Source organism: Nocardioides sp. Soil_C_8 (assembly GCF_057656315.1).
On record NZ_JBDGKQ010000001.1, the window covers coordinates 388,918 to 415,125 of the forward strand.

The 26,208-nt window shown below is 72.2% G+C and carries 26 protein-coding genes; 6 read left to right on the forward strand and 20 right to left on the reverse strand.

The features are described from left to right. The first annotated feature begins 5 nt into the window (after positions 1-5). Positions 6-335 (forward strand): sec-independent translocase, encoded by a 330-nt coding sequence (locus AC3A3L_RS02000; protein WP_487638360.1) that lies wholly within the window; start codon positions 6-8, stop codon positions 333-335. Between the two features lie 8 nt (positions 336-343). Here AC3A3L_RS02000 and AC3A3L_RS02005 read toward each other — a convergent pair whose 3' ends face one another. Next, on the reverse strand, positions 344-880 hold the full coding sequence (locus tag AC3A3L_RS02005; protein ID WP_487638361.1) for a hypothetical protein: 537 nt from the start codon (positions 878-880) through the stop codon (positions 344-346). A 10-nt stretch (positions 881-890) separates the two neighbouring features. Continuing rightward, positions 891-1,757, reverse strand: coding sequence for a hypothetical protein (locus AC3A3L_RS02010; protein WP_487638362.1), 867 nt, complete (start codon positions 1,755-1,757; stop codon positions 891-893). A 140-nt stretch (positions 1,758-1,897) separates the two neighbouring features. Here AC3A3L_RS02010 and AC3A3L_RS02015 point away from each other — a divergent pair, with 140 nt between their 5' ends. Both AC3A3L_RS02015 and AC3A3L_RS02020 read left to right on the forward strand, forming a co-directional pair. Continuing rightward, a complete protein-coding gene (locus tag AC3A3L_RS02015) occupies positions 1,898-2,530 on the forward strand; it encodes a LysM peptidoglycan-binding domain-containing protein (RefSeq protein WP_487638363.1) in 633 nt (210 codons plus the stop codon). Next, positions 2,527-3,045, forward strand: a complete 519-nt coding sequence (locus AC3A3L_RS02020; RefSeq protein WP_487638364.1) for an Rv3235 family protein — start codon at positions 2,527-2,529, stop codon at positions 3,043-3,045. The genes AC3A3L_RS02015 and AC3A3L_RS02020 overlap by 4 nt, the downstream gene beginning before the upstream one ends. 17 nt (positions 3,046-3,062) lie before the next feature. On the opposite strand, the gene secA is transcribed toward AC3A3L_RS02020, so the two are convergent. From secA to AC3A3L_RS02075, 11 genes are all read right to left on the reverse strand, one after another. Next, entirely contained in the window at positions 3,063-5,915 is a 2,853-nt protein-coding gene (gene secA / locus AC3A3L_RS02025; RefSeq protein WP_487638365.1) for a preprotein translocase subunit SecA, read from the reverse strand. A 15-nt stretch (positions 5,916-5,930) separates the two neighbouring features. Next, complete coding sequence (locus AC3A3L_RS02030) at positions 5,931-7,157, reverse strand: winged helix-turn-helix domain-containing protein (protein WP_487638366.1); 1,227 nt, start codon at positions 7,155-7,157, stop codon at positions 5,931-5,933. Positions 7,158-7,306: 149 nt separating this feature from the next. Next, on the reverse strand, positions 7,307-7,987 hold the full coding sequence (locus tag AC3A3L_RS02035) for a response regulator (RefSeq protein WP_487638367.1): 681 nt from the start codon (positions 7,985-7,987) through the stop codon (positions 7,307-7,309). 44 nt (positions 7,988-8,031) lie between these two features. Beyond that, a complete protein-coding gene (hpf, locus tag AC3A3L_RS02040; RefSeq protein WP_487638368.1) occupies positions 8,032-8,646 on the reverse strand; it encodes a ribosome hibernation-promoting factor, HPF/YfiA family in 615 nt (204 codons plus the stop codon). A 435-nt stretch (positions 8,647-9,081) separates the two neighbouring features. Next, positions 9,082-9,798 (reverse strand): ComF family protein, encoded by a 717-nt coding sequence (locus tag AC3A3L_RS02045; protein WP_487638369.1) that lies wholly within the window; start codon positions 9,796-9,798, stop codon positions 9,082-9,084. 59 nt (positions 9,799-9,857) lie between these two features. After that, positions 9,858-11,597: an LpqB family beta-propeller domain-containing protein gene (locus AC3A3L_RS02050; RefSeq protein ID WP_487638370.1), complete on the reverse strand. Its 1,740-nt coding sequence runs from the start codon at positions 11,595-11,597 to the stop codon at positions 9,858-9,860. Then, complete coding sequence (mtrB, locus tag AC3A3L_RS02055) at positions 11,594-13,189, reverse strand: MtrAB system histidine kinase MtrB (RefSeq protein WP_487639816.1); 1,596 nt, start codon at positions 13,187-13,189, stop codon at positions 11,594-11,596. Before mtrB ends, AC3A3L_RS02050 begins: the two co-directional genes overlap by 4 nt. A 15-nt stretch (positions 13,190-13,204) precedes the next feature. After that, positions 13,205-13,903, reverse strand: coding sequence for an MtrAB system response regulator MtrA (gene mtrA, locus AC3A3L_RS02060; RefSeq protein WP_487638371.1), 699 nt, complete (start codon positions 13,901-13,903; stop codon positions 13,205-13,207). Positions 13,904-13,956: 53 nt separating this feature from the next. Further along, positions 13,957-15,408: an adenosylhomocysteinase gene (ahcY, locus tag AC3A3L_RS02065; RefSeq protein WP_487638372.1), complete on the reverse strand. Its 1,452-nt coding sequence runs from the start codon at positions 15,406-15,408 to the stop codon at positions 13,957-13,959. A gap of 92 nt (positions 15,409-15,500) precedes the next feature. Further along, entirely contained in the window at positions 15,501-16,604 is a 1,104-nt protein-coding gene (locus tag AC3A3L_RS02070) for a DUF808 domain-containing protein (RefSeq protein ID WP_487638373.1), read from the reverse strand. Positions 16,605-16,653: 49 nt separating this feature from the next. After that, complete coding sequence (locus AC3A3L_RS02075) at positions 16,654-17,232, reverse strand: GNAT family N-acetyltransferase (RefSeq protein WP_487638374.1); 579 nt, start codon at positions 17,230-17,232, stop codon at positions 16,654-16,656. 74 nt (positions 17,233-17,306) lie between these two features. Between AC3A3L_RS02075 and AC3A3L_RS02080 the strand changes: the two genes are divergently transcribed. Together AC3A3L_RS02080 and AC3A3L_RS02085 are read left to right on the forward strand one after the other, a co-directional pair. Further along, complete coding sequence (locus AC3A3L_RS02080; protein WP_487638375.1) at positions 17,307-18,005, forward strand: cysteine hydrolase family protein; 699 nt, start codon at positions 17,307-17,309, stop codon at positions 18,003-18,005. 195 nt (positions 18,006-18,200) lie between these two features. After that, on the forward strand, positions 18,201-18,569 hold the full coding sequence (locus tag AC3A3L_RS02085; protein ID WP_487638376.1) for a nuclear transport factor 2 family protein: 369 nt from the start codon (positions 18,201-18,203) through the stop codon (positions 18,567-18,569). Between the two features lie 77 nt (positions 18,570-18,646). On the opposite strand, the gene AC3A3L_RS02090 is transcribed toward AC3A3L_RS02085, so the two are convergent. From AC3A3L_RS02090 to AC3A3L_RS02105, 4 genes are all read right to left on the reverse strand, one after another. Next, positions 18,647-19,243 (reverse strand): hypothetical protein, encoded by a 597-nt coding sequence (locus tag AC3A3L_RS02090; RefSeq protein ID WP_487638377.1) that lies wholly within the window; start codon positions 19,241-19,243, stop codon positions 18,647-18,649. 66 nt (positions 19,244-19,309) lie between these two features. Next, positions 19,310-20,341, reverse strand: a complete 1,032-nt coding sequence (locus AC3A3L_RS02095; protein WP_487638378.1) for an SIS domain-containing protein — start codon at positions 20,339-20,341, stop codon at positions 19,310-19,312. 17 nt (positions 20,342-20,358) lie between these two features. Further along, the gene (locus tag AC3A3L_RS02100; protein ID WP_487638379.1) at positions 20,359-20,532 is read right to left on the reverse strand and encodes a Trm112 family protein; all 174 of its coding nucleotides are present in this window, start codon (positions 20,530-20,532) and stop codon (positions 20,359-20,361) included. 30 nt (positions 20,533-20,562) lie between these two features. Further along, positions 20,563-20,925, reverse strand: a complete 363-nt coding sequence (locus AC3A3L_RS02105) for a DUF3499 domain-containing protein (protein WP_487638380.1) — start codon at positions 20,923-20,925, stop codon at positions 20,563-20,565. 49 nt (positions 20,926-20,974) lie between these two features. On the opposite strand from AC3A3L_RS02105, the gene AC3A3L_RS02110 reads away from it, so the two are divergent. Continuing rightward, a complete protein-coding gene (locus AC3A3L_RS02110; protein ID WP_487638381.1) occupies positions 20,975-21,439 on the forward strand; it encodes a metallopeptidase family protein in 465 nt (154 codons plus the stop codon). Positions 21,440-21,445: 6 nt separating this feature from the next. On the opposite strand, the gene AC3A3L_RS02115 is transcribed toward AC3A3L_RS02110, so the two are convergent. The 3 genes from AC3A3L_RS02115 to AC3A3L_RS02125 all read right to left on the reverse strand — a co-directional run bounded on the left by AC3A3L_RS02115 (position 21,446) and on the right by AC3A3L_RS02125 (position 26,080). Beyond that, on the reverse strand, positions 21,446-22,852 hold the full coding sequence (locus tag AC3A3L_RS02115) for a DUF5719 family protein (RefSeq protein WP_487638382.1): 1,407 nt from the start codon (positions 22,850-22,852) through the stop codon (positions 21,446-21,448). Continuing rightward, the gene (locus AC3A3L_RS02120) at positions 22,845-25,760 is read right to left on the reverse strand and encodes a glycosyltransferase family 2 protein (RefSeq protein ID WP_487638383.1); all 2,916 of its coding nucleotides are present in this window, start codon (positions 25,758-25,760) and stop codon (positions 22,845-22,847) included. Before AC3A3L_RS02120 ends, AC3A3L_RS02115 begins: the two co-directional genes overlap by 8 nt. A 62-nt stretch (positions 25,761-25,822) precedes the next feature. Further along, on the reverse strand, positions 25,823-26,080 hold the full coding sequence (locus tag AC3A3L_RS02125) for a WhiB family transcriptional regulator (RefSeq protein WP_056605988.1): 258 nt from the start codon (positions 26,078-26,080) through the stop codon (positions 25,823-25,825). Positions 26,081-26,208: the final 128 nt, after the last annotated feature.

Below are 26,208 nucleotides of genomic sequence, written 5' to 3' on the forward strand. Positions count from 1 at the left end.
GAGGCATGTTCGACGTCGGGCTCCTCGAGCTGGCCGTGATCGCCCTCGTGGCGGTCGTCGTGCTGGGTCCGGACAAGCTGCCCGACCTCGCGCGCCAGGCCGCCCAGCTGCTCCACCGTGCCCGCGGGCTGGCCCACAACGCGCGCGACGAGCTCCGCAACGAGCTCGGTCCGGACTACGCCGACCTCGAGCTGCGCGACCTCGACCCCCGCACGATCGTGCGCAAGCACATCACCGAGGCGATGGCCGAGGTCGACCGCGAGCAGGCCCAGGCGGCCCAGCAGTCCGCCCTGCCCGACGGCCAGGTCCCGCCCTACGACGTCGAGGCCACCTGAGGCCCGCGTCAGTCGTCGCGGCTCTGCACGGCGACCAGCCCGGCGTAGGGAGCGAGGAAGACCTCGCCCGAGGTGGCGCGGCACTCGAGGAAGTCGGCGCCGACCCGCTCGACGTACGCCTCGTGGCGGGTGCCGTCGGCCAGGTGGACGAGGCACCGGGCACCGGCGTCGGCGAGGCGCCGCAGGGCAGCCCGCAGACCCAGCCGGTCGACCGGGGACCACGCCACCTCGGGCACCGACCGCTCGCTCGCTCCTCGTACGCCGGTCACCGCGCGCAGCGGCACGACCCAGTCCTGCCCGGTCGCGCCCAGCAGGCACCACTCCTCCCCCACCCGGGCAAGCCGCCCCTCGATCCGGCCGACGTGCGGGAGGTCGAGGGAGACGTCGCGGCCCCGTGAGGCCATCAGCCGGCTGGCGAGCGTGACGGCGCCGTACTCGGCGCGAGCCCGGTCGGCCAGCTCGGCCTCGCGGTCGGCCTCCCAGGCCGCTGCTGCCTGACCCTCGAGGTCGTCGAACAGCGCGAACAGCTCGTGCTCCCAGGACATGGGCGCGAGCCTAGCCAGCCGGGTCGATCACCTCGCAGGTCTGCGTGTCGGGTCGGCACCGGGCCAGGCCCTCGTTCTCGCCCGTCAGGGAGACGAGCCGGGCCAGCAGCCGTCCCGGGGACTCCCAGCGGAAGCCCGGGGCGAGGAACTGCCATCCCTCGGGCGCGTCGAGCACGCCCGCGTCCGAGCCGTCGCGGCGCTGCACCTGCAGCTCGACCGAGCCCGTCGTCTCGCCGCCCACCGTCCCGGGCGGGACGTAGGCGATCCATTCCTCGTCGGCCTCCAGCACGTCGTGCGCCGGGAGCAGGCCGAGCCGGGTGAGGGTGCCGTCGCTGTCGATCGTGGCGAGGTAGGGCGAGCCCTGCTGGCTGTCGGTCCGGTCGTACCGGCCCTCGTTGACGACCAGGCCGGCGTCCGTGCTGCCGACGACCACCTGCCCCGGCGCGGTCTCGGCGAGGTCGACCGTCATGTTGTCGACCAGTGGCCGCCAGAGCCACTGGAAGCGCGGCCCGCCCGCGACGACCAGGCCGTCGTCGGTGACGGTGTCCGCCCCGACCAGCATCCAGCCCTCGTCAGGCTGGGTGAGCACGTGGGCCGTGTAGCCACCGCTGGGCGAGATGACCACCGACTGGTCGATCTGTCCGTCGATCCTCTGCGGCTCGGCGTCGTAGCCCCACCACCACGTGCGGTCGTCGCGCAGCGCGACCCAGTGCGTGCCGCGACCTGCTGAGGTGTACCACCGGCCGGGCACCTGCTGCCCGCCGACGTAGAGGTCGAGCCCGACCGCCACCGGGAGGTCGGTGCCGGGGGTGGCGCCGGTCGCGGGCGGGGCGGCCGTCCTGACCAGGGCGCGCGCCGTCATGGTCCTCGTCGCCATTCGTCCCCCTTCATCCCGGGAGACGTCGTGCGCCCCCCGTCGGTTGCGTCGACGACCGCATCCCCTGTGGAGGATCCGTTGACACCCTTGATGAACGCTCGTTGAATGAGGCAAACGTACGCAAACGAAAGGATTGCGCGATGTCTCGGGGCAACGTTCGACGCGTGCGGCCGTACGCCGTCTGGGTCGGCGTCACGGCCGCGACCGCTGCCGCGGCGGCGGAGGTGCCCGGCGCCTGGCGCGCGGCCGCCGACGCCAGTGGCTCCCAAGGGGTCGACCACGCGCTGGTGGCGGCGTGCGCGACCGGCCTCGCGCTGTCATTGCTCTGGCTCTGGCTCGTGACGTCGGTGACGGTCGCCGGGGTGGCGACGGGCTCCGTGCCGAGGAGCGGAGGAGCCGCCCACCGCCTGGTGCTCCTCGCATGCGGCGTTGCCGTCCTCGCCGGTACGACGGCGCCCGCGCACGCCGCGAGCGGGGAGGGAGCCGCGGTGCTCGCCGGGCTCCAGCTGCCGGAGCGCGCCGTCGCAGCGGCCCCGGCCGCCGCTGCCGCCCATAGGACGCCCGCCGACACCTACGTGGTCCGGTCCGGTGACTCGTTGTGGTCCATCGCGCGGGCGCACGCGGCGCCGGGCGCCGACGTCGAGTCGCTGTGGCGGGAGATCTGCCGCCTCAACCGTGACGTCGTCGGCGAGGACCCCGACCTGATCCACCCCGGCCAGGCGCTCCGCCTGCCGATCCACACCCACACCGAACAGGACGGAGAACGACGATGAGCACACCCGACACCGCCGAGGCCGAGGTCATCGTCCTCCGGCCGAGCGCCGGCATGGCCAGCGTCCAGGGCGCGCTGGCCCTCGACCTGACCCCGCGCACCGCTCCCCCGCGCCCTCGGCTTCGCAGCACCCGTGCGAGCGACCTGGCCGACCTCGAGCGGAAGTCACGGGAGCAGGTCGACGCCTTCGTCGGCCGCTACCTGCAGGCCGCGGTCGAGATCGCCGCCGGTGACCGGCCGGTCGCCCAGCTCCTGCGCCACACGGTCCCGGAGGTCTTCGATGCGTTGTCGGGTCGCGCCCGGGCGGTCACCGCCGCCGCCGGGCTCGCGCCGGGCCGGGTCCGGGGACCCAACCCGGCGCGGCCGGTCGTGGTCGGCGTACGCACCGCCCTGATCCGCAGCGACGCGGTCGAGGCCAGCGCGCACGTGCGCTACGGCCGACGCTCCCGCGCGGTCGCCGCTCGCTTCGAGGTCGTGCGGGACCGGTGGCAGTGCGTGGCCATCACCTGGGGGTGAGTGCCCAGCGTGGGGTGCTATCCGCCCATGGTCGCGCGACCGGTGGCGCCGCCGGGGGCACCGTGGCAGCGCTTGAACTTCTGCCCGGAGCCACAGGGGCACAGCGAGTTGCGGCCGACGCCGGCGAACGGGTCGTTCTCCGCACCCGGTGCCGCGTGGACCTCGGCCTCGCCGTCCTCGGACGGCGCGCTGTAGGACAGGTTCTGCGGGCGGTTGGGCTTGTCGAGGCCCTTGGCCCGGATCGTGGGCGTGTGCTGGTGCTGCTCCGGCTGGGCGCCCGGCGCGTGGGCGGCCGCCTGCGCGAAGTCGATCTGCGGGGTGGCAGCGGAGACCTGGGGGGCGACCGGCTGGGCCTGCTCGTCCTCGTCCTCGTCGTCCTCGACCTCGACCTGGAGGTTGAAGAGGAAGCCGACCGACTCCTCCTTGATGCCGTCCATCATGGCGGCGAACATGTCGAAGCCCTCGCGCTGGTACTCGACGAGCGGGTCGCGCTGCGAGTACGCCCGCAGGTAGATGCCCTCGCGGAGGTAGTCCATCTCGTAGAGGTGCTCGCGCCACTTGCGGTCGAGCACGGACAGGACGACGCGGCGCTCGAGCTCACGCTGCACCTCCTCGCCCATCTGGTCCTCGCGGCGGTCGTAGGCCTCCTGCACGTCCTTCTGCAGGTCCTCGATGAGCTTCTCGCGGTTGAGGCCCTCGACACCGCCCGCCTCCTTGACCACACCCTCCTTGGTCAGGCCGACCGGGTAGAGCTGGTTGAGGGCGGTGAACAGGCCGTCGAGGTCCCAGTCCTCGGCGTAGCCCTCGGTCGCACCGCGGACGTAGCCCGCGATCACGTCGTCGAGGAACCCGCGGATCTGCTCGCCGAGGTCGGCGCCCTCGAGCACCCGGCGGCGCTCGGCGTAGATGACCTCGCGCTGGCGGCTCATCACGTCGTCGTACTTGAGCACGTTCTTGCGCGACTCGAAGTTCTGGGACTCGATGTTGGCCTGGGCGCCCGCGATGGCGTTGCTGACGCGCTTGGCGTCGATGGGCACGTCGTCGGGCACCTTGAGGACGGTGAGGATGCGGTCGACCCACTCCGACTTGAACAGGCGCATCATCTCGTCCTGCAGCGACAGGTAGAACCGGGACTCGCCCGGGTCGCCCTGACGACCGGAACGACCGCGGAGCTGGTTGTCGATGCGGCGCGACTCGTGGCGCTCGGTGCCGACGACGTAGAGGCCGCCGAGCTCGCGGACCTCGTCGTGCTCGGCGGCGACCTGCGCCTTGATCCGCTCGACCATGGCGGGCCAGGCCGCGTCGTACTCCTCCTGCGTCTCGACCGGGTCGAGGCCCTGCTTGCGCAGCTCCTGGTCGGCGAGGAAGTCGACCGAGCCACCGAGCATGATGTCGGTGCCTCGACCGGCCATGTTGGTGGCGACGGTGACCGAGCCCTTGTGGCCGGCGAGCGCGACGACCTTGGCCTCGTCGGCGTGCTGCTTGGCGTTGAGGACGGTGTGCGGGATGCCGCGCTTCTTGAGCAGGTTCGAGAGGTACTCGGACTTCTCGACCGAGACGGTGCCGATCAGGATCGGCTGGCCCTTCTCGTGGCGCTCGGCGATGTCGTCGGCGACGGCCTCGTACTTGGCCTCCTCGGTGCGGTAGACCAGGTCGACGTTGTCGACGCGCTGCATCGGGCGGTTGGTCGGGATCGGGACCACGCCGAGCTTGTAGATCTTGTCGAACTCCGAGGCCTCGGTCATCGCCGTACCGGTCATGCCGGAGAGCTTGTCGTAGAGGCGGAAGTAGTTCTGGAGGGTGATCGTGGCGAGGGTCTGGTACTCCTCGCGGACGGTCACGCCCTCCTTGGCCTCGATGGCCTGGTGGAGACCGTCGTTGTAGCGGCGTCCGGAGAGGATGCGGCCGGTGTGCTCGTCGACGATGAGCACCTCGCCGTCCATGACGACGTACTCCTTGTCGTTACGGAACAGCTCCTTGGCCTTGATGGAGTTGTTGAGGAACGAGATCAGCGGGGTGTTGACCGAGTCGTAGAGGTTGTCGATGCCGAGGTGGTCCTCGACCTTGGTGATGCCCGGCTCCAGCACCGAGATGGTGCGCTTCTTCTCGTCGACCTCGTAATCGACGTCCTTGACGAGGGTGCGCGTGAGCTTGGAGAACTCGGCGTACCACTTGACCTCGTCCTGGGTCGGTCCGCTGATGATCAGCGGGGTGCGCGCCTCGTCGATGAGGATCGAGTCGACCTCGTCCACGATCGCGAAGTTGTGGCCGCGCTGGACGCACTCGGCGACCGAGTCCGCCATGTTGTCGCGGAGGTAGTCGAAGCCGAGCTCGTTGTTGGTGCCGTAGGTGATGTCGCAGGCGTAGGCCTCGCGGCGCTCGGCCGGTCGCATCGACGGCAGGATCACGCCGGTGGTGAGGCCGAGGAAGTGGTGGACGCGGCCCATCTGCTCGGACTGGAACTTGGCGAGGTAGTCGTTGACGGTGACGACGTGGACGCCCTTGCCCGCGAGGGCGTTGAGGTAGGACGGCAGCACGGCGACGAGCGTCTTGCCCTCACCGGTCTTCATCTCGGCGATGTTGCCGAGGTGGAGGGCCGCGGCGCCCATGACCTGCACGTCGAAGGGGCGCATGCCGAGCACGCGCTTGCTCGCCTCGCGGACGGTGGCGAAGGCCTCCGGCATGATGTCGTCGAGGGTCTCCCCGTTGGCGAGCCGCTCACGGAACTCGTCGGTCATCCCGCGGAGCTCGTCGTCGGTCATCTTGACGAAGTCGTCCTCGATGGCGTTGACGGCCTTGGAGACGGACTCGAGCTCACGGAGGATCTTGCCCTCGCCGATGCGGAGGAGCTTGTCGATGATGGCAGGCACGAGTGGTAACTGTACCTACCTCGCCAACGCGTCACCCAATGCGTGCGCCAGGTCACCCCGATGCCCCACGACGACGTCGTCCAGCCCGAGCCAGTCGGCCATCCGTCGCAGCTCGGCGGCCAGCTCGTGCGCGGTGTCGGCAGGAGCGCCTGCCTCGGCGAACGCCCCCGGGACGAGGAGGCGTCCGGAGGCCCGGTCGGCCTTGAGGTCGACCCTCCCGACCAGTCGGTCGCCGAGGAGGAACGGCAGCACGTAGTAGCCGTGCACGCGCTTGTCGGCGGGGACGTAGATCTCGATCCGGTAGAAGAAGTCGAAGAGCGCCTCGACCCGCGCCCGCTCCCACACGAGGGGGTCGAACGGGCTGAGCAGCGTGCGGGCGCCCACCCGGCGCGGGAGCCGCGCCTCACGGTGGAGGTAGGCCTGGCGCTTCCAGCCTCGCACGGTCACCGGGACCAGCTCGCCGGACTCGACGAGCTCGTCGATCGCCACCTTGACGCTCGCCTTCCCGGGAGCGGGCTGCAGCCGCAGCCGGTAGTAGTCGGCCAGGCACGGGCCGCTCGCCACGCCGTGCGAGCGCGCGGCACGGCGGACGAGGGCGGTGACCGCCTCCTGCGGCGTCGGCGTCGGTGCGGCGAGCACGCTCGCCGGCAGGACCCGCTCGGGCACGTCGTAGACCACCTCGAACTGGCTGTTGCGACCCGCGACCGCGACGTCGCCCACCAGGAAGAGGTAGTCGAGGACCTTGCGGGCCTCGGACCAGTTCCAGCCCCAGTGCTCCTTGGTGCGCGGGCCGGTGCTGAACTCGTCCTCGAGGTCGCGTGCGGTGACCGGCCCCCGGTCCCGCACGGCGTCGAGCACCCGCGGCTCCAGCGCCGCGTCGGCGGTGAAGCCCCACTTGCCGCGCTCGGCACGGTACTTCTCCATCCGGTGGCGCATCAGCGGCCACAGCTCCACCGGCATCAGCGCCTGGACGTGCGCCCAGTACTCGACGAGCCGGCGCGGCCGGCGGGCGGTGCCGTGCTGGGCGCGACGCAGCAGGTCGACGTCGTAGGGGCCCATCCGCGAGTAGAGCGGCATGAAGTGCGCCCGCTGGAGGACGTTGACCGAGTCGACCTGGAGGACGCCGGTGCGCGCCAGCGTGCGGTCGAACGTCGCCATCGTCGGCGTGGCATGGGGCCGGTCGGTGAAGCCCTGGGCGGCCAGCGCGATGCGGCGGGCCTGGAGCTGCGTGAGCTGGTCCACGCCGCGAACTCAACCAGAGACGTACGACAGCGTGAGCGGTGTCGCCTGTCCCCCGACCCGGGTCTCGATACGCCGGTCGCGGGCTCGTCCCTCGCCCGCGCGGCTACTCGACCTTGTCGGACGCGCCCGCAGGACCTCGTTCCTCGGTCCTACGGGAGGTCCAACAACTTCTCGCGCATGGCGTACATGACGGCCTCCATGCGGGAGTGGAGCTGCAGCTTCTCCAGGATGTTGCGGACGTGGTTCTTGACCGTGTTCTCGGAGATGAAGAGCTCCTTGGCGACCTCACGGTTGTTGAGGCCCTTGGCCACCAGCCGGAGGACCTCGAGCTCGCGCTCGGTGAGGCGCAGCGCCGGGCCCTGCTCGCGCTCGGGCTTGGACATCTGCTTGAACTCGTCGATCAGCTTCACGGCCATGGAGGGGCTGATGAGCGACTGGCCCTCGTTGACCACCCGGATCGCCTGGGCGACCTCCTCGATCGAGGAGTCCTTGAGCAGGTAGCCGGCGGCGCCGTTCTTGACCGACTCGTAGAGGTCGGCCTCCTCGTCGGAGACGGTGAGCATGATGATCTTGGTGGCCGGCACGGCCTCCTTGATCGCACGGCACGCCTCGACGCCGGTGCGACGCGGCATCCGGACGTCGAGCAGGATCACGTCGGGCGCGGTGGTGATCGCCAGCTCGGTGGCGGTGATCCCGTCGGCGGCCTCGCCGACCACCTCGATGTCGACGTCTCCACCGAGCAGCATGATGAGGCCACGGCGGAAGAGCTCCTGGTCGTCCACGACGAGGACGCGGACGGGTTCGGTCCCTGCTGATGTCGCCTCGGTCACGCGCGCATCATGTCATGCGCGCGCGACCGGGGGCAGGGGTCGGTTCAGTCCACCTCGAGCGAGATGACTCCGTAGTCGTAGCCGCGACGGCGGTAGACCACGGACGGCCGCTCGCTCTCCTTGTCCACGAAGAGGTAGAAGTCGTGCCCGACGAGCTCCATCTCGTAGAGGGCCTGGTCGAGGGTCATGGGGACCGCGGCGTGGGACTTCTCGCGCACCACGAGCGGGCCGTCGCCGGTCACCGTGATCGGGCCGACCTTGCGCTCCACGACGGCCTCGTCGTCGGAGGTCGTGTCCTCCACCTCGGGCAGCCCGGCCAGGGCCTCGCCCACGCCGACGTGGGCGTTGCGTCCCTTGTGCACGCGGCGGCGGTCGGCGGCGCGACGCATCTGGGCCTGCATCTTGTCGAGGGCCAGGTCGAGGGCTCCCATCTTGTCCTCGGCGGCGGCCTCGGCGCGGATCACCGGCCCCTTGGAGAAGGCGGTGAGCTCGACCTTCGTCGACCGGTCGTGCTGGCGGGGGTTCTTCTCGAGCCCGACCTCCACCTGGACGCGCATGATCCGGTGATCGTGCTTCTCCAGACGGCTGAGCTTCTCGGACACGTGCTCGCGGAACCGGTCGGACACCTCGCAGTGCCGTCCCGTGACCACAACCTCCATGTGAACCTCCTCAACTAGCGAACGGTCCGCACCCCTCCATTTCGCCGCGGCGGAGCACCCGCCGGGGCAGGGTGGGATGGAGCCCGCCCGGCCGACCTGGTCTTCGACCCCACAACCGCCTGCTGAAGCGTTCGCAACTTCTCCGTCACTACTGGCCTTCTCCCGGCTTCCGGCGCATCTGACGCCGGAGTCGAGGCAGGACTTACTTCTAAGCCGCACCGTGATCGTCCGACGGACGTCGGGCTGCTGAGCAGCGCGGTGCCCGGGGACTTACGTGGACCGTTTCGCCTGCGACTGGCATCGGCTTGCCGCGGGTCGGGCCTGTCGCTGCACCTGACGGTGACGCGCACAGCCCTCTCCGTGACGCAACCACGGACCCGGGCGGACTCCATGAAGAGACGCTAGCCCCTCCGCCGCCCTGAACCAACCGGGGGGTCACCTGTCGGTCCGGACGCTCCCACCGGCAGGGCGGGCGCGCCGCTGGGTGGCGGCGACAGCCGCCACCGCGACCGGCGGCAGGCCCACCGCCTCGAGGGCACGCTGGGCCTCGCGGGCGGTCGACCCGGTGGTCAGCACGTCGTCGCAGACCAGGACGTGGGCCCGGCTCCACCGGCGGCCGGCGCGCGCGAGCGCGGTGGAGGGGCAGTGCATCGAGCCGGCCACGTTGACGGCGCGGTCGCCCGCGCCGAGGCCGGCCTGGTCGGCGGCACCGCGCGAGACCAGCAGGCGCGCGACCGCCGAGGGGCGCTCACGACGTACGCGCGACGCTGCCCTGCGCACGAGCGCCTCGGTGGCCTCGTAGCCGCGCCGCCGACCGGCGCCCGGCCTCGAGGGCACCGGCACCAGCAGCACCGGCACCGTGGGGTCGAGGTGGGCGACCGCGCCGCCGACGGCCTGGGCCAGCAGGTCGCCGAGGACCCGGCGGTGGCCCCACTGGCCGCGGTCCTTGTGGCCCACCACGAGCGCTCGCACGGCGCCGTCGTACGTCTCCGCGACCCACGGCGTCACCAGCCCGTCGGGCACCGGGCTCGGCCACGCAACCCGGGCCCGCCCCGACAGGTCGTCGCGGCAGGCCCGGCAGAGCATCCGGCCCGGCAGCTCGCACCCCACGCACCGGCTGCCGAGGAACAGGTCGAGGGCCTCGTCGAGCACCCGGCCATGCCAGCAGGAGTCGTCGTACGACGGCAACCGGGGGTGCGCCGCCTGTGGATTCAGCCGACGTAGGTCAGCGACGTCAGGCCGGGCGGCAGGTCGGGCACCGAGCGCTCGGGCCGGGTCAGGGCGAAGACGGAGCGCCCGGCGACCGCGTAGGCCTCGACCAGCTCGACCGGGGAGGAGACGAGCGTGCGGATGCGTCCACGGAGGGTCGTCGTGCCGCCGGTCGAGATCTCGCCCGGAGCCCCGTCGACGGAGACCGTGCGCACCTGCGACAGGCCCTCGGTGATGATGTCCCGCAGGACCGACACGGTCGTCGGCGAGCGCCAGGCGATGTCACGGATGCGTGCCGTGCCCTCGGCAGGCTCCGGCAGCAGCTGCGGCTCGGTGAACCCGACCACCGCCCCGCCCGAGTCGTGCCGGACCCGGACAGAGACCACGCGGTCCGCCTTGCCGGTGCGCACCACGCCCACCAGACGGGTGCCGTCGCGCGAGACGATGAGCTCGGTCGCGCGGCGCCCGGTGATGCCCGGCACCGCCTTCTCGGCGGCGGTCCCGTCCACGACCAGGAACACCCGCGCCGAACCGTTGTTGCGGTCGAGCACCCAGATGCGGTCGCGGTAGTCCCAGTGCGGGGCGGCGAGGTCGGCGGCCCCGGAGATGACGATCGCGACCTCGCCGGTGGGCGACTCGGCCGGCGCGACCACGAGGTCCGACCCGGTGGCGGTCACGCCCGCCACGCGGACGCCGGAGAGGCTGGCGCCGATCGAGCGCAGGTCGTAGAGGGAGTCCTCCTGCCCGAGGGGGCCGAGGGTGGGGGCGAGCTCGCCCATCGGCCCGGTGACGACGCGCCCGCCGTCGAGCGCGAACAGGTCGGTGGTGGCAGGCACGCCGTTGGGGTCGTAGCCGCTGCCGAACTGCAGGCTGACCTGGGGCGAGCCGCTGGGCCCGACGATCGTCCGCCCACCGATGCTGAGCTGGACGGCACCGATGCGCGGCTCCTGCCGCAGCGTCCAGACGAGCTGGGCCAGCATCCGCTGGGCGGTCAGCTCGTCGACCGCGTCCGGGTCACCGGAGAGGGAGACCTGCGCGATCCCGGACGTGATCGGCACCGAGAGGCCAGCCGTGGTGCCCGGGGGGAAGTAGCTGCGGGTGACGTCCTCCTGGTCAGCCCCTGGCCTGGTGAGCAGCCCGCGCACCAGCGACGACGCGAACTGGTCGCCGCGGGGCACGAACACCGGCTCGGGGACCATGATCTCGGTCGTGGGGTCGAAGTAGTAGAGCGAGGCTCGTTCGTACCAGTCGTCGAACCACGTCTCGGGCACGATGAGCGCGTCGGGCACCTCGTCGATGCGCCACTCGCCGTCCTCCTTGACCAGGCCGAGGGACAACGTGGCGTCGGCCCTGGTGCGCTGCCAGGCGCCGCGGGCGTCGTAGGTGTTGACGTCGGTCAGCGACATCCGGGGCGAGGTGCCGGCCGGCGGGTCGCCGAGCTCGGCGTAGGTGATGATCTGCTGCTCGGGCACCCACGCCTCCGCCGCCTCCGTGGAGAGGAACTGGCGCGCGACGCTCACGCTGACCGGCGTGGCCTTCATCGCCTCGAAGAAGCCCTCGACGATGTCGGCGGTCGCCTGGCCGGCCTGTGGCGGGCGGGGGTCGAAGGAGATGCCCGGCGCGTCCTGCGACCCGCCGGTCGCCTCCGACTCGACCACCGGCCCGGAGGTCGGCATCGACACGCAGCCCGCCAGCAGCGTCGCCACGGCCACGAGGACGGCGACCCGCACGACCCGCTTCACGCCGTCTCCCGAGCGTCGACGGGCACCAGCGGCAGCGGCGAGTGGCGCAGCTGGGTGCCGAGCCGCCGCGGCAGGGTCAGGCGGAACTGGGCGCCCTCCCCGGGGCGCCCCCACGCCTGCAGCCACCCTCCGTGGAGGTGGGTGTCCTCGAGCGAGATCGAGAGGCCGAGGCCCGTGCCGCCGCTGGTGCGGGCTCGAGCCGGGTCGGCGCGCCAGAACCGGTTGAAGACCATCGCGGACTCCCCCGGCCCGAGGCCCACACCGTGGTCGCGGACGGCGATCGCGGCCGACTGGAGGTCGGCGCCGACGAAGATCTCGACGTCGCGGCACTCGGCGTGGTCGATGGCGTTGGTGACCAGGTTGCGCACGATCCGCTCCACCCGGCGTACGTCGGCCTCCGCGACGCACGGCGAGCCGGGGTCGTGCAGCACCACGCGGGTGTCGCGCTGGGCGGCGAGGACCGAGGTCATGTCGATCACCCGGCGGGCGACCTCGACGAGGTCCACGTCCTCGGTCTCGAGGACCGCGGCGCCGGCGTCGAAGCGGCTGATCTCGAGCAGGTCGGCCAGCAGCGTCTCGAACCGGTCGAGCTCCTTCTGAAGCAGCTCGGCCGCGCGGCCGGTCACCGGGTCGAGGAAGGGCTTGGCGTCGTGGATGACGTCGCTCGCCATCCGCACGGTGGTGATCGGGGTGCGCAGCTCGTGGGAGACGTCGGAGACGAAGCGCCGCTGGAGCCGGCTCAGCTCCTCGAGCTGGCGGATCTGCTTCTGGAGGTTGGAGGCCATCTGGTTGAACGACGTCGCGAGTCGCGCGAGGTCGTCCTCGCCTGTGACGCGCAGCCGCTCCTGGAGCTGACCGGCCGCCAGGCGCTCGGCGACCCGGCGGGCCATCCGGATCGGCGTCACCACCTGCCGGGTCACCAGCCAGGTCAGCCCTGCGACGAGCAGCAGCAGCGGCACGCCGGCGATGAGCATCGCGCGCGACACCAGCGCGAGCGTCTCCTGCTGCTCGGCCAGCGGGTAGATGTAGTAGAGGGTGTAGGTGTTGTCGTCGGCGGGGAGCCGGATCTGGCTGCCGACCACGATGCCCGGCCCCTCCGGGAGGCCCTGGATCGGACGCTTCGTGCTGATCTCGGTGAAGGTCCACGCCGTCGGCGAGAGGGAGTCGAAGCGCGCCTCGAGGGTCTCCGGCACGCTGGCCAGGTCGAGGCCCTCGGTGAACTTCGCACCGCCGTCGGCCAATCGCAGTCCCTCGTTGATCGGCGGGGAGAGCACCACCGCGAAGCCGCGCGTGGTGCCGCGGGCCTGGATCGGCTCGACGAGGGCCTGCTGCTGCGCCGACTCGTCGGCATCGATGCCCGGCGTGGCGGCGAGCGCCGCGCGGGCCGCCGCCGTCTCGCCCTCGGCCTCCTGCACCACGGCCTGGACCCGGTGGTCGAGCAGGCCGTCGCGGGTCTGCTGGATGAGGAACCAGCCGACGATGCCCACGACTGCCGCGGAGAGCAGGACCGTGCTGACCACGACGCGCGCCTGCACCGAGCGCCGCCAGAAGGCGGGCCCGTGCCGCAGCACCGGTGGGAGCCGGTCACGCATGCTCACCCGGTGCTCCTAGGACTTGCCGGCCTTGTAGCCCACGCCGCGGACGGTCACCACGACCTCCGGGTTCTCCGGGTCGTGCTCGACCTTGGAGCGCAGCCGCTGGACGTGCACGTTGACCAGCCGGGTGTCGGCGCTGTGGCGGTAGCCCCAGACCTGCTCCAGCAGCACCTCGCGCGTGAAGACCTGCCACGGCTTGCGGGCGAGGCAGACCAAGAGGTCGAACTCGAGCGGAGTGAGGTTGATCGGCTCACCCGCGCGGGTCACCGAGTGACCCGCGACGTCGATGGACACGTCGCCGATGGTCAACCCCTCGTCGGGGGTCACGTCGTTGCGACGCACACGAGCCCGGACGCGCGCTATGAGCTCCTTGGGCTTGAACGGCTTGACGATGTAGTCGTCGGCGCCGGACTCCAGGCCGACGACGACGTCGACGGTGTCGCCCTTCGCGGTCAGCATCACGATCGGCACACCGGACTCGGCGCGGATCTCCTTGCACACGTCGATGCCGTCCTTGCCGGGCAGCATCAGGTCGAGCAGCACCAGGTCGGGACGGTAGTCGCGGAACGCGTCGAGGGCCACGTCACCGCGCCCCACGATGCGGCTGTCGAACCCCTCCTGCCGCAGCACGATGGAGAGCATCTCCGCCAGTGAGGGGTCGTCGTCGACGACGAGCACGCTGCCGCGCGCTGGTTCGGCGAAGTCGGTCATGGTGCCAGTCTATTGGGGCACCACGACCGACCTCAGCCGAACGAGTGCGCTGCTCAGTAGCGGTAGTGGTCGGGCTTGTACGGACCCTCGACCGGGACGCCGAGGTAGGCGGCCTGCTCCTTGGACAGCTCGGTCAGCTCGACACCGAGGGCGTCGAGGTGCAGCCGGGCGACCTCCTCGTCGAGGTGCTTGGGCAGGACGTGCACGCCCAGCTCGTAGGAGTCGGACTTGGTGAACAGGTCGATCTGGGCCAGCACCTGGTTGGTGAAGGAGTTCGACATGACGAACGACGGGTGGCCGGTGGCGTTGCCCAGGTTGAGCAGGCGGCCCTCCGACAGCACGATGATCTTCTTGCCGGGCTTGCCGTCCTCGCCGGGGAAGATCCACTGGTGGACCTGCGGCTTGATCTCGTCCTTGACGATGCCGGGGATCCTGGCGAGGCCCGCCATGTTGATCTCGTTGTCGAAGTGGCCGATGTTGCCGACGATCGCCTGGTGCTTCATCTTGTGGAAGTGCTCGACCGTGATGATGTCGAAGTTCCCGGTCGTGGTGATGAAGATGTCGGCCGTCTCGACGACCGAGTCGAGGCGCTTGACCTCGTAGCCGTCCATCGCGGCCTGCAGCGCGCAGATGGGGTCGATCTCGGTGACGATGACGCGCGCACCCTGGCCCCGCAGCGACTCCGCGGAACCCTTGCCGACGTCGCCGTAGCCGCAGACGACGGCGACCTTGCCGCCGATCATCACGTCGGTGGCGCGGTTGATGCCGTCGACGAGCGAGTGGCGGCAGCCGTACTTGTTGTCGAACTTGGACTTGGTCACCGAGTCGTTGACGTTGATCGCCGGGAAGAGCAGCGTGCCCTCCTTGAAGCGCTCGTAGAGCCGCAGCACGCCGGTCGTGGTCTCCTCGGAGACGCCCTTGACCATGGGGGCGCGGTTGGTCCAGCGCTGCGGGTCGGTCTCGAGCGAGCGGGCCAGGACGCGCAGCACCTCCTTGAACTCCTCGTTGTCCGTGGAGTCCTGCGACGGGACGGCGCCCGCCTTCTCGTACTCGACACCGAGGTGCAGCAGCATCGTGATGTCGCCGCCGTCGTCGAGCAGCATGTTGGGGCCGCCCTCGGCGAAGTCGAAGACCTTCTCGGCCTCGTCCCAGTACTCGGCGAGGCTCTCGCCCTTCCAGGCGAAGACCGGGACGCCCTGGGGGTCCTCGGGCGTGCCGCCCTTGGCCGGGGGACCGACGACGACCGCCGCGGCGGCGTGGTCCTGGGTGGAGAAGATGTTGCAGGTGGCCCAGCGGATGTCCGCGCCGAGCGCTGCGAGCGTCTCGATGAGCACGGCCGTCTGGATCGTCATGTGCAGCGAGCCGGCGATGCGGGCGCCCTTGAGGGGCTGCTCCTTGCCGTAGCGCTCGCGCATGGCCATCAGGCCCGGCATCTCGTGCTCGGCGAGCTCGATCTCCTTGCGGCCGTAGGCGGCGAGGTTGAGGTCGGCGACCTTGAAGTCCATCGGTTGTCTCCTGGTGTGGTGGAGCCGTCTGCGCCGCACATCTGTGCGTCCTCGGGATCTCCCGCGCGGACCAGAAGAGAGTAGGACCGCCCTCAGCGATTCGGAGAATCCTCGGCGGGCGGGTCGACGGGGCTCGAACCGTGCTCGTCACCGTGCTCGTCACCGTGCTCGTCACCGTGCTCCCCGCCGTGCTCCCCGCCGTGCCCACCGACGCCGAACGCGCGCAGGACGTACAGGACCACGAACCCGACGACGAGGCCGACGAGTGCCGAGACGAGGGTGTTGAGCAGCCACCCCACGAGGGCCCCGAGCGGCCCGCCGATGGCGTGGTGCACCTCCTCCTCCCAGTGGTGGACGAGGTCGTACGGCGCGTGCAGCGCGTCGCCGATGGCGGTGCCCTCGAGCAGGCCGTCGTGCCCGCCGATCTCGTAGAGGCTGACCAGGAAGATGTGGCCGCCGACCCAGAGCATGGCCAGGGTGCCGATGAGCGAGATGCCGGCGAGCAGCTTCGGCATGAAGCCGACCATCCCGAGGCCGATCCGCTGGGAGGCGCGGGAGTCGCGCTTCGACATCGCGAGGCCGACGTCGTCCATCTTCACGATCAGCGCGACGACGCCGTAGACGAGCACGGTGATGAGCACCGCCACGACCGCCAGCACGATCGCACGCATCCAGATGCTCGCGTCGGGGTCGGAGCTGACGACCTCCTTGAGCGCGATCACCATGATCTCGGCGCTGAGGATGAAGTCGGTGCGCACGGCGTTGGCGATGGTGCGCTTCTCGTGCTCGGGGGTGAACTCCCCCGCCGCCGACACGTCCTCCTCGGCCTCGGTGGCGTGCCCGGTGAGGCGCTCGTGCACCTTGTGGGCGCCCTCGTAGGCGAGGAAGCCACCACCGAAGATCAGGATCACCGGCAGCAGCCACGGGAGGAACTGCCCGAGCAGCACCGCTGCCGGAAGGATGAAGAGCAGCTTGTTGCGCAGCGACCCGATCGCGATCTGCTTGATGATCGGCAGCTCGCGCTCCGCGGCCGAGCCGTGGAGGTACTGCGGCGTCACGGCGGTGTCGTCGACCACGACTCCGGCGGCCTTGGCGCTGGCCCGGCCCGCGGCGGCGCCGACGTCGTCCACGCTGGCTGCTGCGATGCGCGCGAGCGCGGCGACGTCGTCGAGGAGGGCGAACAGTCCGCCGGCCATGGGTGATCCTTCGGGTCAGTGGGTCGGAGGGAGCAGCCTATCGGCGGGCTCACGCCTCCACGGTGCGGCGCATCACCCAGCGCCACTTGGCGATCTTCCGGTCCCGCACGAAGCCGAGCTCCTCGTAGAGCGACTCCGGGCCGGTGTGCAGGTAGGCCCCGCGCTGTGGCTTCCGGTCGACGACCTGCTCCGGGTAGGCCTCGACGACTCCGCCACCGGCTGCTGCGATCTCCGCGAGCACGGCCGTCACCGCAGCCCGCGCGACGCCCTTGCCGCGGTGCCTGCCGCCGGTGAAGATGCAGCCGATCCGCCACTGCGGCAGCGCCACGAGGTCCTTCTCGTAGGCCGCGAGGTTCTTGATCCGGGGGAGCTCGTCGGGCGTGCCGAACTGGCACCACCCGACCGCGTCGCCACCGTCGTACACCAGCACCTGGCGCACCGTGCCCCTCTCGGTGTGCTCCCGCTTGGCGATCCGGTGGTCCTCAGCGGTCCCGGCCAGGCCCTCCGGGTGGAAGCCCATGCACCAGCACCCGCCCCACACGCCGTTGTTGGCCTCGACGAGGGCCGCGAAGTCGGACCAGGTCTCCGGCGTGAGCAGCCTCGTGAGGTACGACGGCGCGTCGGTCATGGCGCCACGGTAGGGCCGGTTCCGGACGATCGGAGGTCGTAGGCGTAGGTCAGCCGGGACAGTAGCCTCGCCGGATGCCGACACCGCCGCCCTCCGCCCCGTCCGACATGGCGGACCACGTCTGGCTCGTCGAGGAGCGGGAGTACGCGCGGCACGAGGCCCGCCGGGGTCGCCGGCACGCCTTCGAGCACCTGGACCCGCGGCGGACCGCGCTGGTGGTCGTCGACGTGGTGCCGTTCTTCGTCCGCGAGTCGGCGTACGTCCGTGGGATCGTGCCGCGGGTCAACCGCCTGGCGGCGGCGCTCCGGTCGTCCGGCGGGGTGGTGGCGTGGGTCGTGCCGGGCTACGCGCCACCGAGCGCCAAGGACCGGGAGTTCTTCGGCGACGAGGTGGCCGAGCGGTACGCCCGGTCCGGCGGTGACGGCCCGCCGCGGTCGCGCGTGGACGGCTCGCTCGACGTCGCTCCCGACGACCTGGTCGTGGAGAAGACCGCGCGGAGTGCGTACTCCCCCGGTTCCTCCGACCTCCCCGACCTCCTCGCGTCCCGCGACGTCGACACGCTGATCGTGACCGGCACCGTCACCAACGTCTGCGTCGAGCACACCGTGCGCGACGCGAGCGCCGCCGGCCTGCGCGTCGTCCTCGTCGCCGACGCGTGCGCGGCGACGCGCGACCAGGACCACAACGCCACGCTCCACGTCGTGCACCGCTCCTACGGCGACGTCCGCCCGACCGAGGAGGTGCTCGACCTCATCGCCGCTGCTGCTGGTTGAGGGAGGCGTCCCGTCTGAGCAACCTCCGAGGAGCACCATGCAGGCAGTTCGCGGCTCCAGCGACCAGGTCGAGCGTGGACTCGCCGATCGTCCGCTCGAACTGCCTGCACGGTGCATCACCGGGTCGAGGAGGAGCACGGTGGGTCCGCGGCTGCGCCCCTGAGCGGTGTCGGAACGGACGGGCACACTCACCCCATGGACACGCGAGCGCTGATCACCCGGCTGGCCGATCTCATCGACGCCCACGACTGGGAGGCGCTGCCCGAGGTGCTGCACCCCGACTTCACCTGCTGGCTGGTGCACACCGGCGAGGTCTTCGACCGGGAGCAGTGGGTGCGGTTCAACGCGGACTACCCCGGCTTCGAGCGCATGCACGTCGAGGACCTGGTGGTGGACGACGACCGCGGGGTCCTACGAGCGAGGGTGACCGGCACGGGCGGAACGGGCGAGCGCCTCGAGTTCGCCGTGGCGAGCTTCGCGACGGTGCGCGAAGGCCTGCTCGCCGAGCTCGTCGAGGTCTGGGCGGACGTCGACCAGCAGCCACCGGCAGGCACGCGGTCGTAGCACGACAGCGGAACCCCGGGCCGATCCGCGTGGTGCGGTCGGCGCCGGGGCCCCGTGAGGTCACCTCGGTGGAGGCGTCACTTCATCTTCTTGGCCGTCACCTTCGCGAGCTGCTTGATGGCGGACGCGGGGATGGCCGCGTCGTCGATGGCCACGACGGCCGCCGACCGCTTGCCGTCGCCGATGAAGACGACGTTGGAGTAGGAGACGACGCCCGCCACGGTGGTCTCCTGCTGCAGCATCACCGTCGACTGGCCCAGCTTGGGCGCCTTGCCCAGGGTGGTCGTGACCGTGGCGCCCGTGGCGGACTGCGTGAACGTGGCGCAGTCCTTGGCGTAGCGCCTCCACGACTTGAGGAGCGCCTTGACCTTGGCCGCCGACGAGTGCTGGACGACCGTGGACTGCGCGTAGGACGCCCCGGTGGTCGAGACGGCGCGGATGCTGGTGAGACGCTTGACCTTCACGAGCTTCGACGAGTCGCAGGTGGCCCCCGGCGCCGAGTTCTGCTTCGTGCTGAAGGAGGTGAACTCCGCGTCCACCAGCTCCGGGAACGCCTTGACGATGTCGCCCTTCTTCGGCAGGTCCTTGGCGGACACGGCCGCCTGGGCCGGGGTGCCCGAGACGAGCAGGACAGCGGTGAGGCCGGCGGCGATGGACAGGGAGGTGCGACGCATGGATGCTCCTGTGGTTGCAGTGGCGATGTCCCGGCTGTCCTACCCGTGGACGACGCCCGCAAACGCCTACTCGTCGACGAGGCCGACGCGGAGGTACTCCGCGGCGTAGGTGCCGGCGAGCAGCAACGACGCGTAGCGGGCGACCTCGGCGTCGGCGTCGGTCTCGAGCACCTCGACCCGTACGCCGTGACGCGCCGCGGCGGCCCTCAGCTCTCCCGTCTGGGCGCGCACGACCGGGTCGTCGGACCGGTCGTCGAGGATGAGCAGCAGCGGTCGCAGCTCGCCCGGCTCGTCGGCGATCGGGTCCGCGAACACGTCGTGCGGCCTGGTCGCCTCGATCACCGGGAGCAGGTGCTCGGCATCGCCGGCGATCGCGGACCGGCCGCTCGTGCGACGCAGCGACTCGGCCAGCCGGCGGGCCGCCCGGGCCGCGAGCACGGAGCCGCCCCAGACGAGCGGGTTGGTGTCGGCCATCGCGATCGCCAGCATCTTCGCGGGGTTGACCGCGAGGTCGCGGTGCGGCGAGCAGCCCTCGGCGACCCGGTCGAGCGACGCGGCCACCGACTCGGCGTCGGCACGAGGACCGAGGTGGACGTGGGCGAGGTAGTCGAGCACGACCACGGCGGTCGCGAGCTGGTCGCCCGTCACGGTCGGCAGCACCGTCACGTGCCGGCCTGCGGCGTGCTCGCCCACGAGGGATCGCTCGGGGCACGCGACCACGACCTGCGACCCACGGCGTACGGCCTCGGCGACGGCCGACGCCGACCCGTGGTCGTTGCCCTCGGGCGCCAGCATGACGACGAGGTCGAGCGACCCCGCCCAGCCGGGCAGTCCCGGGTTGGGCCATGCCACGAAGGGCACCGGGCACCACGGCTCGAGCACCGCGCGCAGCAGCCGCGAGTCGGGGCCCGCGGCGATCACCGCCCGAGGTCGGGCCTCGTCGCGACCGCGGGCGATCGCCTCCGCGGTCGCGGCCGCGGACTCGTGAGCCTCCCGGCGCACGCGCGCGCCGCTCTCGGCGAGCGTGCGCAGCCGCAGGTCGACCGTCTCCAGCACCCCGGCGTCGTCCAGCCGGGCCTCGTCGAACCAGGTCGCCACGGCCAGCTCCTCAGCGCTCAGGCGGGCTTGCGGGCCTCGTCGACCAGCAGCACGGGGATGTCGTCACGGACCGGGTAGGCGTTGCCGCACCCCTGGCACACGAGCTCGTCGACGCCGTCCGGGGCGGGCGACAGCTCGCCGTGGCACGCCGGGCAGACGATGATGCTCAGCAGCTGCTGGTCGATGTTCACGCCGATGATCCTAGGGGGTGCCGGGACCTGTCAGTCAGTGGGCGTGAGCACCCGCAGGTGGCCGCGCTTGGCGCCGCGGGTCGGGTCGTCGGTGGAGTGCAGCGGCACCGGGGCCGGGGCGGGGCGGGCCGCCTCGCGGACGGCGTCGGCGAGCGCGAGCAGGTCGTCGCTGCTCGGGCCCTGCGCCGCCGGATCGGCCGCCAGCCGGAGCACCTCCCAGCCGCGCGGGGCCGACAGCCGCTCGCTGTGCAGCTCGCAGAGGTCGTAGGCGTGCGGCTCGGCGTACGTCGCCAACGGACCCAGGACGGCGGTCTGGTCGGCGTAGACGTAGGTCAGCGTGTTGACCGCGGGACGGCCACACGCCGTCCGCGAACAACGACGGGCAAGGCTCACGGCGCCGACGCTACCCGGCGCACGCACGCCCGGCGCTTAGGCTCGCGGCGTGGACATCGGGGTGGGCGGCGACACAGGCAGCGGACGCGCCGAGGCGGCGCGGCACCGGACCCGCGACCGGAGGGGCCGCGGGATGCGCGGGCCGGGCGTGGTGCCGGCCCGGCCCGGCACCCCGGCCCTGCGGACCGCGCGGCAGCGCTTCGACCAGCTGGTGCTCGACGTGGTGACCCCGCTGGACGAGCGGTGGCACCGCCACCTCGGCCTGGTGGAGTACGCCGTCGAGGACGCGCCGATGCTGCCCGACGACTGGGGCGACGAGACCGTCCCGCTGTCCTCGCTGGTCCGCGGCAAGGGCCAGGCCCCCACGCGGCTGGTGATCTTCCGTCGACCCATCGAGCACCGCTCGACCACGCGCGACGAGCTCGAGGCGATGGTCCACACGGTCGTCGTGGAGCAGCTGGCCGAGCTGCTCAACCTCACGCCCGGCCAGGTGGACGAGAGGTACGCCGACTGAGACGGGCTAGCGCTGGGCGGGTCGGACGTCCGCGACCTCGCTGGTCGTGCCGAGCTGCGACAGAGGCAGGACCGACAGCCCGCGGTCGCTGACCTCGACCGACACGACCGCCCCGGTCCGCTCGACCTGCACCTGGGCCAGCACCGCGTCGTCCGGGACCCGGATCCGGGCCGCCGTCGCCGGGTCGACCTCGACCCGCCGCTCGCGGACCACCGCGTCGCCGTCCGCGTCCCACGCCTTCAGCGTCACCAGGCCCGGCGCGGTCGCGCCCGTGACCACGATGCGCTTGGCCCCGGCCGGGAGGGCGACGGCCGCGTCACCCTCGATCGTCGATCCCGCGGGGGTGAGGGCGAGGTCGTTGGGGGTCCGGGTGCGGAGGGAGGCGGTGACGGGGCCGGTCGCCTCGAGCCGGAGCGCCTGGACGCCCGCGAGGTTGCGGCCGCGCAGCACGCCGCTCAGGTCGACCTCGTTGACAGACGACGGGTCGAGGGTCACCTCCTCCACGCCGGACGGGGCGAACTCGCTCTCCTCGCTGACGAGCTCGAGGGCGACCCGCACCTCGCTGTCACCGGGGTTCGCCAAGGTGAGGACCCGGTCGGCGGTCGCCGTGCCGATGCCGGCGACGTACGACGTCGAGGCGGGCGCGGCCTGCGCGGGGAGCCACTCGCGGACCGGTCGGTCCCGCCCGACCGGGTCGACCACGTCGACCACGCTGGAGGCGAGCCGGCCGCGCGAGACGCTGACCCTCAGGGCGAGGGCGTCACGGTTGGGGGTGACCTCCGAGAGGTCGAAGGACGTCGAGCGGCCGCCGGGCACGCGCACGCCGCGGAGGGCGGGGACGTCGACCAGTCCGCTGCCGTCCCACACCGTGACGTCCGCGACCGCGGGTCCGCGGTCGGGGTTGATGAGGGTGAGCGTGGAGGTGTGCTCGGCGGACGCGCCGACGCCGGTGAACCACCGCTCGGGCGCAGGCTGGTCGCACCCGGTCGCCGATCCCCCGCCGGAGCGCGACGCGACGAGGCCGGGCGCGAGCTCGCCGGTGCCGTTGACGACGACGTACTGCCGCTCGGTGCGCGAGGCCACGCCGTCGGACAGCTCCTGCGTCTCCTCGCGGCGCCCGACGCGCAGCGTCAGCTCGCCCGAGCCCAGCCCGGTGGTGCCCATCCGGACCTCGTCGGCGCCCGGCAGGCGGGCGGGGCAGACCACGGTGACCCGGTCGAGCGGTGCCTCCGAGGGCGCGTGGGAGGTGGGCGCCTGCTCGGCCGGTCGCACCAGCGCGAGGGCGGCCACGGTCAGCAGCGGGATGACGATGGCGAGGATCGTCACGGGCGAGGGACGGCCGCGCGTGGGCTCGGCAGCGCGACGACGCCCGCCCGCAGGTGCGGAGCCGGGGGTGGAGGTGGGCTCAGTCATGGCGGTCCCCCTCCCGGCGCTGCCGGACGGTCGGCGCGGCCAGCACCAGCGCGAGCACGATCGCCAGCGCCTGCACGACGAGCAGCGCGGTGCGCCACCACGGGCTGGGGCCGTCGAGCGACGCGGGGTCGAGCGGCCGGTCGACGCGCCACGCGCGGGTCGTGCGGTCCTCGGCGCTGGCCTGCTCGAGCCCGGCGGTCGCGTCGAGCAACGACGAGATCCGGCCGTCGGCCGGCGAGCTGAGGACGACGTACTCGATGCCCCGGGCACCCAGGTCGGCCACCACCGCGGGCGTGGGGGCGGAGACCAGGTCGCGCACGTCGCTGGTGAGCCCGGCGTCCTCGTCCGACAGGGTGAGGATCTCGTCCTCCCCCACGGTCGTGCCGTCGTCGCGCCGGATCCGGTAGGTGACGCCCTCGTCGACCGACCCGCTGACCACCAGCACGCCGTGCTCCTGACCCGTCAACGAGCTCTGCTGCATGTAGACCGGGACGGACTGCTCGGCGTCGCGCGCGAGCACGTCGCCGGCGTCGTCGGAGGTCAGCCACCAGCCGAGGCCCGCGACGGGGACGGCGGCGGCGACCACGGCCAGCGCCGTCGCCAGTCCGCGCTGCCACCACGGGTGGTGGTCGGCGAGCCGCCGCAGGTAGGCGTCGGCGCCGAGCACGACCGCGACCACCCAGGTGCCCTGGAGCACGACCACGAACAGTCCCAGGCTCGGCCGGGTGATCACCGACGGCAGGTCGAGGGTCACGTGCGAGAGCACCCCGGCCACGACGGCCGCCGCCAGCGCGACGAGCCAGCAGACCAGCACCGGCACGCGGGTACGCCGCGGGATGAGGGCCGCGAAGGCCAGCAGGCCGAGCACCACGCCGAGCCACGTGGGCGCCCCGAGGTCGTTGAGCCGGCCGCTGACCAGGCCTCCGAACGTCACCTGGTCGACGGTGAGGCGGCCGGCCTCGAGCAGCAGGCCGGACGCGGACCCGGTGGTGAGCAGCGGCAGCAGCCAGGGGGCGAGCAGGACCGGTGTCGCCGCCACGGCGACCACCGGCGGGCCCCAGCTGTCGCGCTCGCGCAGCAGCCGCGGGGCGATCACCGCCGCGGCCCCGAGCACCACCGCGGTGGCCAGCAGGGCGAAGAGCCAGAAGCCGGGCACGAAGGCCGCACCGAGGGCGAGCAGCAGGGCGGTGCGCCACGCCGCGCGCCAGCGCCGGTCGCGGTCGGGGTCGACGAAGCCGAGGGCGGCGTGGGCCGTCCACGGCAGCAGCGCGGCGACGGCGACGGTGCCGAAGCGTCCCTCGGCCCAGGCACCCGAGGTGACCGGCACGAGGGCATAGGTCAGCGCTCCCCACACCACGAGCCAGCGCGGCAGGCCCAGCGGGTCGACGAGGCGTCCCACGACCTTGAGCAGCCGCCACGCGCCCCACGCCGCGACCGGGACGGCGAGCAGCATCAGGCCCGACACCACGGCTCCGGTGTGGCCGAGCAGGACCGATGCGGCCAGCGCGAACGGCAGCACGTAGGCGGGCGCCGGCACGTCCGTGCCGGTGCCGAGCGGGTGCCAGCTCGAGACGTGCAGGCTCCACCAGTCCGCCGCGGCGTCCGGGACCGGGGACAGCGCGCCACCCGTGATCGAGCCGAAGGCCTCGCGGGCTGCCAGCAGCGCCAGGACGCCGAAGAGCGCCAGCACCACGGCCACCGGGTTGGTGAAGAAGCGCGCGACGATGCCGGAGTCGGTCAGGTAGGCGTCCTCGTCGTCGTCGTCCGACCCGCGTCGCGCCTCACGCACGCCCGGCCCGGTGCCGGGCGCGTCGGCGGCCTTGGCCAGGCGGCGGCGCTCGGCGACGTCGGCGGCCTGGCTGGTGGCGGCCGAGGCGAGGTCGGTGACGAAGTCGAGGCCGTGGCGGTAGGGCAGCCACGCCGGGGCCAGCAGGCGGCGTACGTCGGCAGGGTCCCCCTGGCGCAGCTGTGCCCGCTCACGACGCGCGGCCCGGAGCTGGCGGGGCCGGCCGTGGACGGACAGCGCCGCAGCGAGCTCGTCGAGCGCCTCCCCGACCGACCGCACGCAGAGGAAGCCGACGACACGCAGCATGGACCCGAGGAAGAGCCGGACGTACTGCCAGGCGAAGCCGCGCGAGGAGACGTTGGCCAGCGACGTGAGCAGGGCAGCGCGCCGCTCCTGGTAGTGGGTGTGCCGCCCGGTGAGCGGCGTACGACGGATCCCGCGGTGCGCGGCCTCAGCATGGAAGACCACGGCCTGTGGGACCACCAGCGTCCGGTGCCCGGCCAGCGCCGCGCGCCAGCCGAAGTCGATGTCGTTGCCGAAGATCGGCAGGTCCTCGTCGAGCCCGCCCAGCGACTCCAGCACCGAGCGCCGCACGAGCATCCCGGCGGTGTTGACCGCGAGCACCTCGCGCACGGCGTCGTGCTGGCCCTGGTCGTACTCCCCCCGCTCCAGACCGGTCTCGCGGTGCCCGGTGCCGGTGATGGTCAGGCCGACCTCGAGGAGGCGGCGCAGCGAGGGCCACTCGCGCAGCTTGGGGCCGAGGATCGCGACCGAGGGGTGCTCCCGGGCGGCGTCGAGCAGCTCGGCGAGGGCCGTCGGGGCGGGGTTGCTGTCGTCGTGGAGCAGCCAGATCCACTCGTCGTCGGCGGCCTGGTCCACGAGGGCCGGCGCGAGCTCCAGGCCGTGGCGCACGGCGGCGGGGTAGCTGGTCGAGCCGGGCACGACGTCGAGCACGACCTGCTCGCCGAGGGCGTCGCGGACGAGCGTGACGCTGTCGTCGCGGCTCGTGGTGTCGACGGCCACGACGCGGTCCACCGGGAGGGTCTGCCCGCTCAGACCGGTCAGGACTGCTGGGAGCCATCGCGCCCCGTCATGACTGACGAGAAGCGCTGTGACGGTCACCGGAGCACCCTAGCGAGGCGCTCCACGCTCCATGAAACCGTCGGAGTGCTGCTGGCTGGACCTCAGACGGCGCGCTTCTTCAGCTTGCGACGCTCCCGCTCGGAGAGACCGCCCCAGATGCCGAAGCGCTCGTCGTTCATCAACGCGTACTCGAGGCAGTCGTCGCGGACCTCGCACGTCAGGCAGACCTTCTTGGCCTCCCTGGTGGAGCCGCCCTTCTCGGGGAAGAACGCCTCGGGGTCCGTCTGCGCGCACAACGCGCGGTCCTGCCAACCGAACTCCTCGCCCTCGGGCTCGAGAAGAAACAGTTCTGCTCTCATGGCTGACGCCCTTTCGACCCTGTTTTCAGAACTGAACGAGACACTGGATCCAACATAACGACACTGTGGGAATTACATGCCTGTCGTACCCGCCACGTCAAGCCCGGATCTGATATGGCCATTCCGCT

Coding starts and splice junctions, on each gene's coding strand:
- AC3A3L_RS02000 (WP_487638360.1), top strand. CDS start 6: ATGTTCGACGTCGGGCTCCTCGAGCTGGCCGTGATCGCCCTCGTGGCG.
- AC3A3L_RS02005 (WP_487638361.1), bottom strand. CDS start 880: ATGTCCTGGGAGCACGAGCTGTTCGCGCTGTTCGACGACCTCGAGGGT.
- AC3A3L_RS02010 (WP_487638362.1), bottom strand. CDS start 1,757: ATGGCGACGAGGACCATGACGGCGCGCGCCCTGGTCAGGACGGCCGCC.
- AC3A3L_RS02015 (WP_487638363.1), top strand. CDS start 1,898: ATGTCTCGGGGCAACGTTCGACGCGTGCGGCCGTACGCCGTCTGGGTC.
- AC3A3L_RS02020 (WP_487638364.1), top strand. CDS start 2,527: ATGAGCACACCCGACACCGCCGAGGCCGAGGTCATCGTCCTCCGGCCG.
- hpf (WP_487638368.1), bottom strand. CDS start 8,646: ATGGAGGTTGTGGTCACGGGACGGCACTGCGAGGTGTCCGACCGGTTC.
- mtrB (WP_487639816.1), bottom strand. CDS start 13,189: ATGCGTGACCGGCTCCCACCGGTGCTGCGGCACGGGCCCGCCTTCTGG.
- mtrA (WP_487638371.1), bottom strand. CDS start 13,903: ATGACCGACTTCGCCGAACCAGCGCGCGGCAGCGTGCTCGTCGTCGAC.
- ahcY (WP_487638372.1), bottom strand. CDS start 15,408: ATGGACTTCAAGGTCGCCGACCTCAACCTCGCCGCCTACGGCCGCAAG.
- AC3A3L_RS02070 (WP_487638373.1), bottom strand. CDS start 16,604: ATGGCCGGCGGACTGTTCGCCCTCCTCGACGACGTCGCCGCGCTCGCG.
- AC3A3L_RS02075 (WP_487638374.1), bottom strand. CDS start 17,232: ATGACCGACGCGCCGTCGTACCTCACGAGGCTGCTCACGCCGGAGACC.
- AC3A3L_RS02080 (WP_487638375.1), top strand. CDS start 17,307: ATGCCGACACCGCCGCCCTCCGCCCCGTCCGACATGGCGGACCACGTC.
- AC3A3L_RS02085 (WP_487638376.1), top strand. CDS start 18,201: ATGGACACGCGAGCGCTGATCACCCGGCTGGCCGATCTCATCGACGCC.
- AC3A3L_RS02090 (WP_487638377.1), bottom strand. CDS start 19,243: ATGCGTCGCACCTCCCTGTCCATCGCCGCCGGCCTCACCGCTGTCCTG.
- AC3A3L_RS02115 (WP_487638382.1), bottom strand. CDS start 22,852: ATGACTGAGCCCACCTCCACCCCCGGCTCCGCACCTGCGGGCGGGCGT.
- AC3A3L_RS02125 (WP_056605988.1), bottom strand. CDS start 26,080: ATGAGAGCAGAACTGTTTCTTCTCGAGCCCGAGGGCGAGGAGTTCGGT.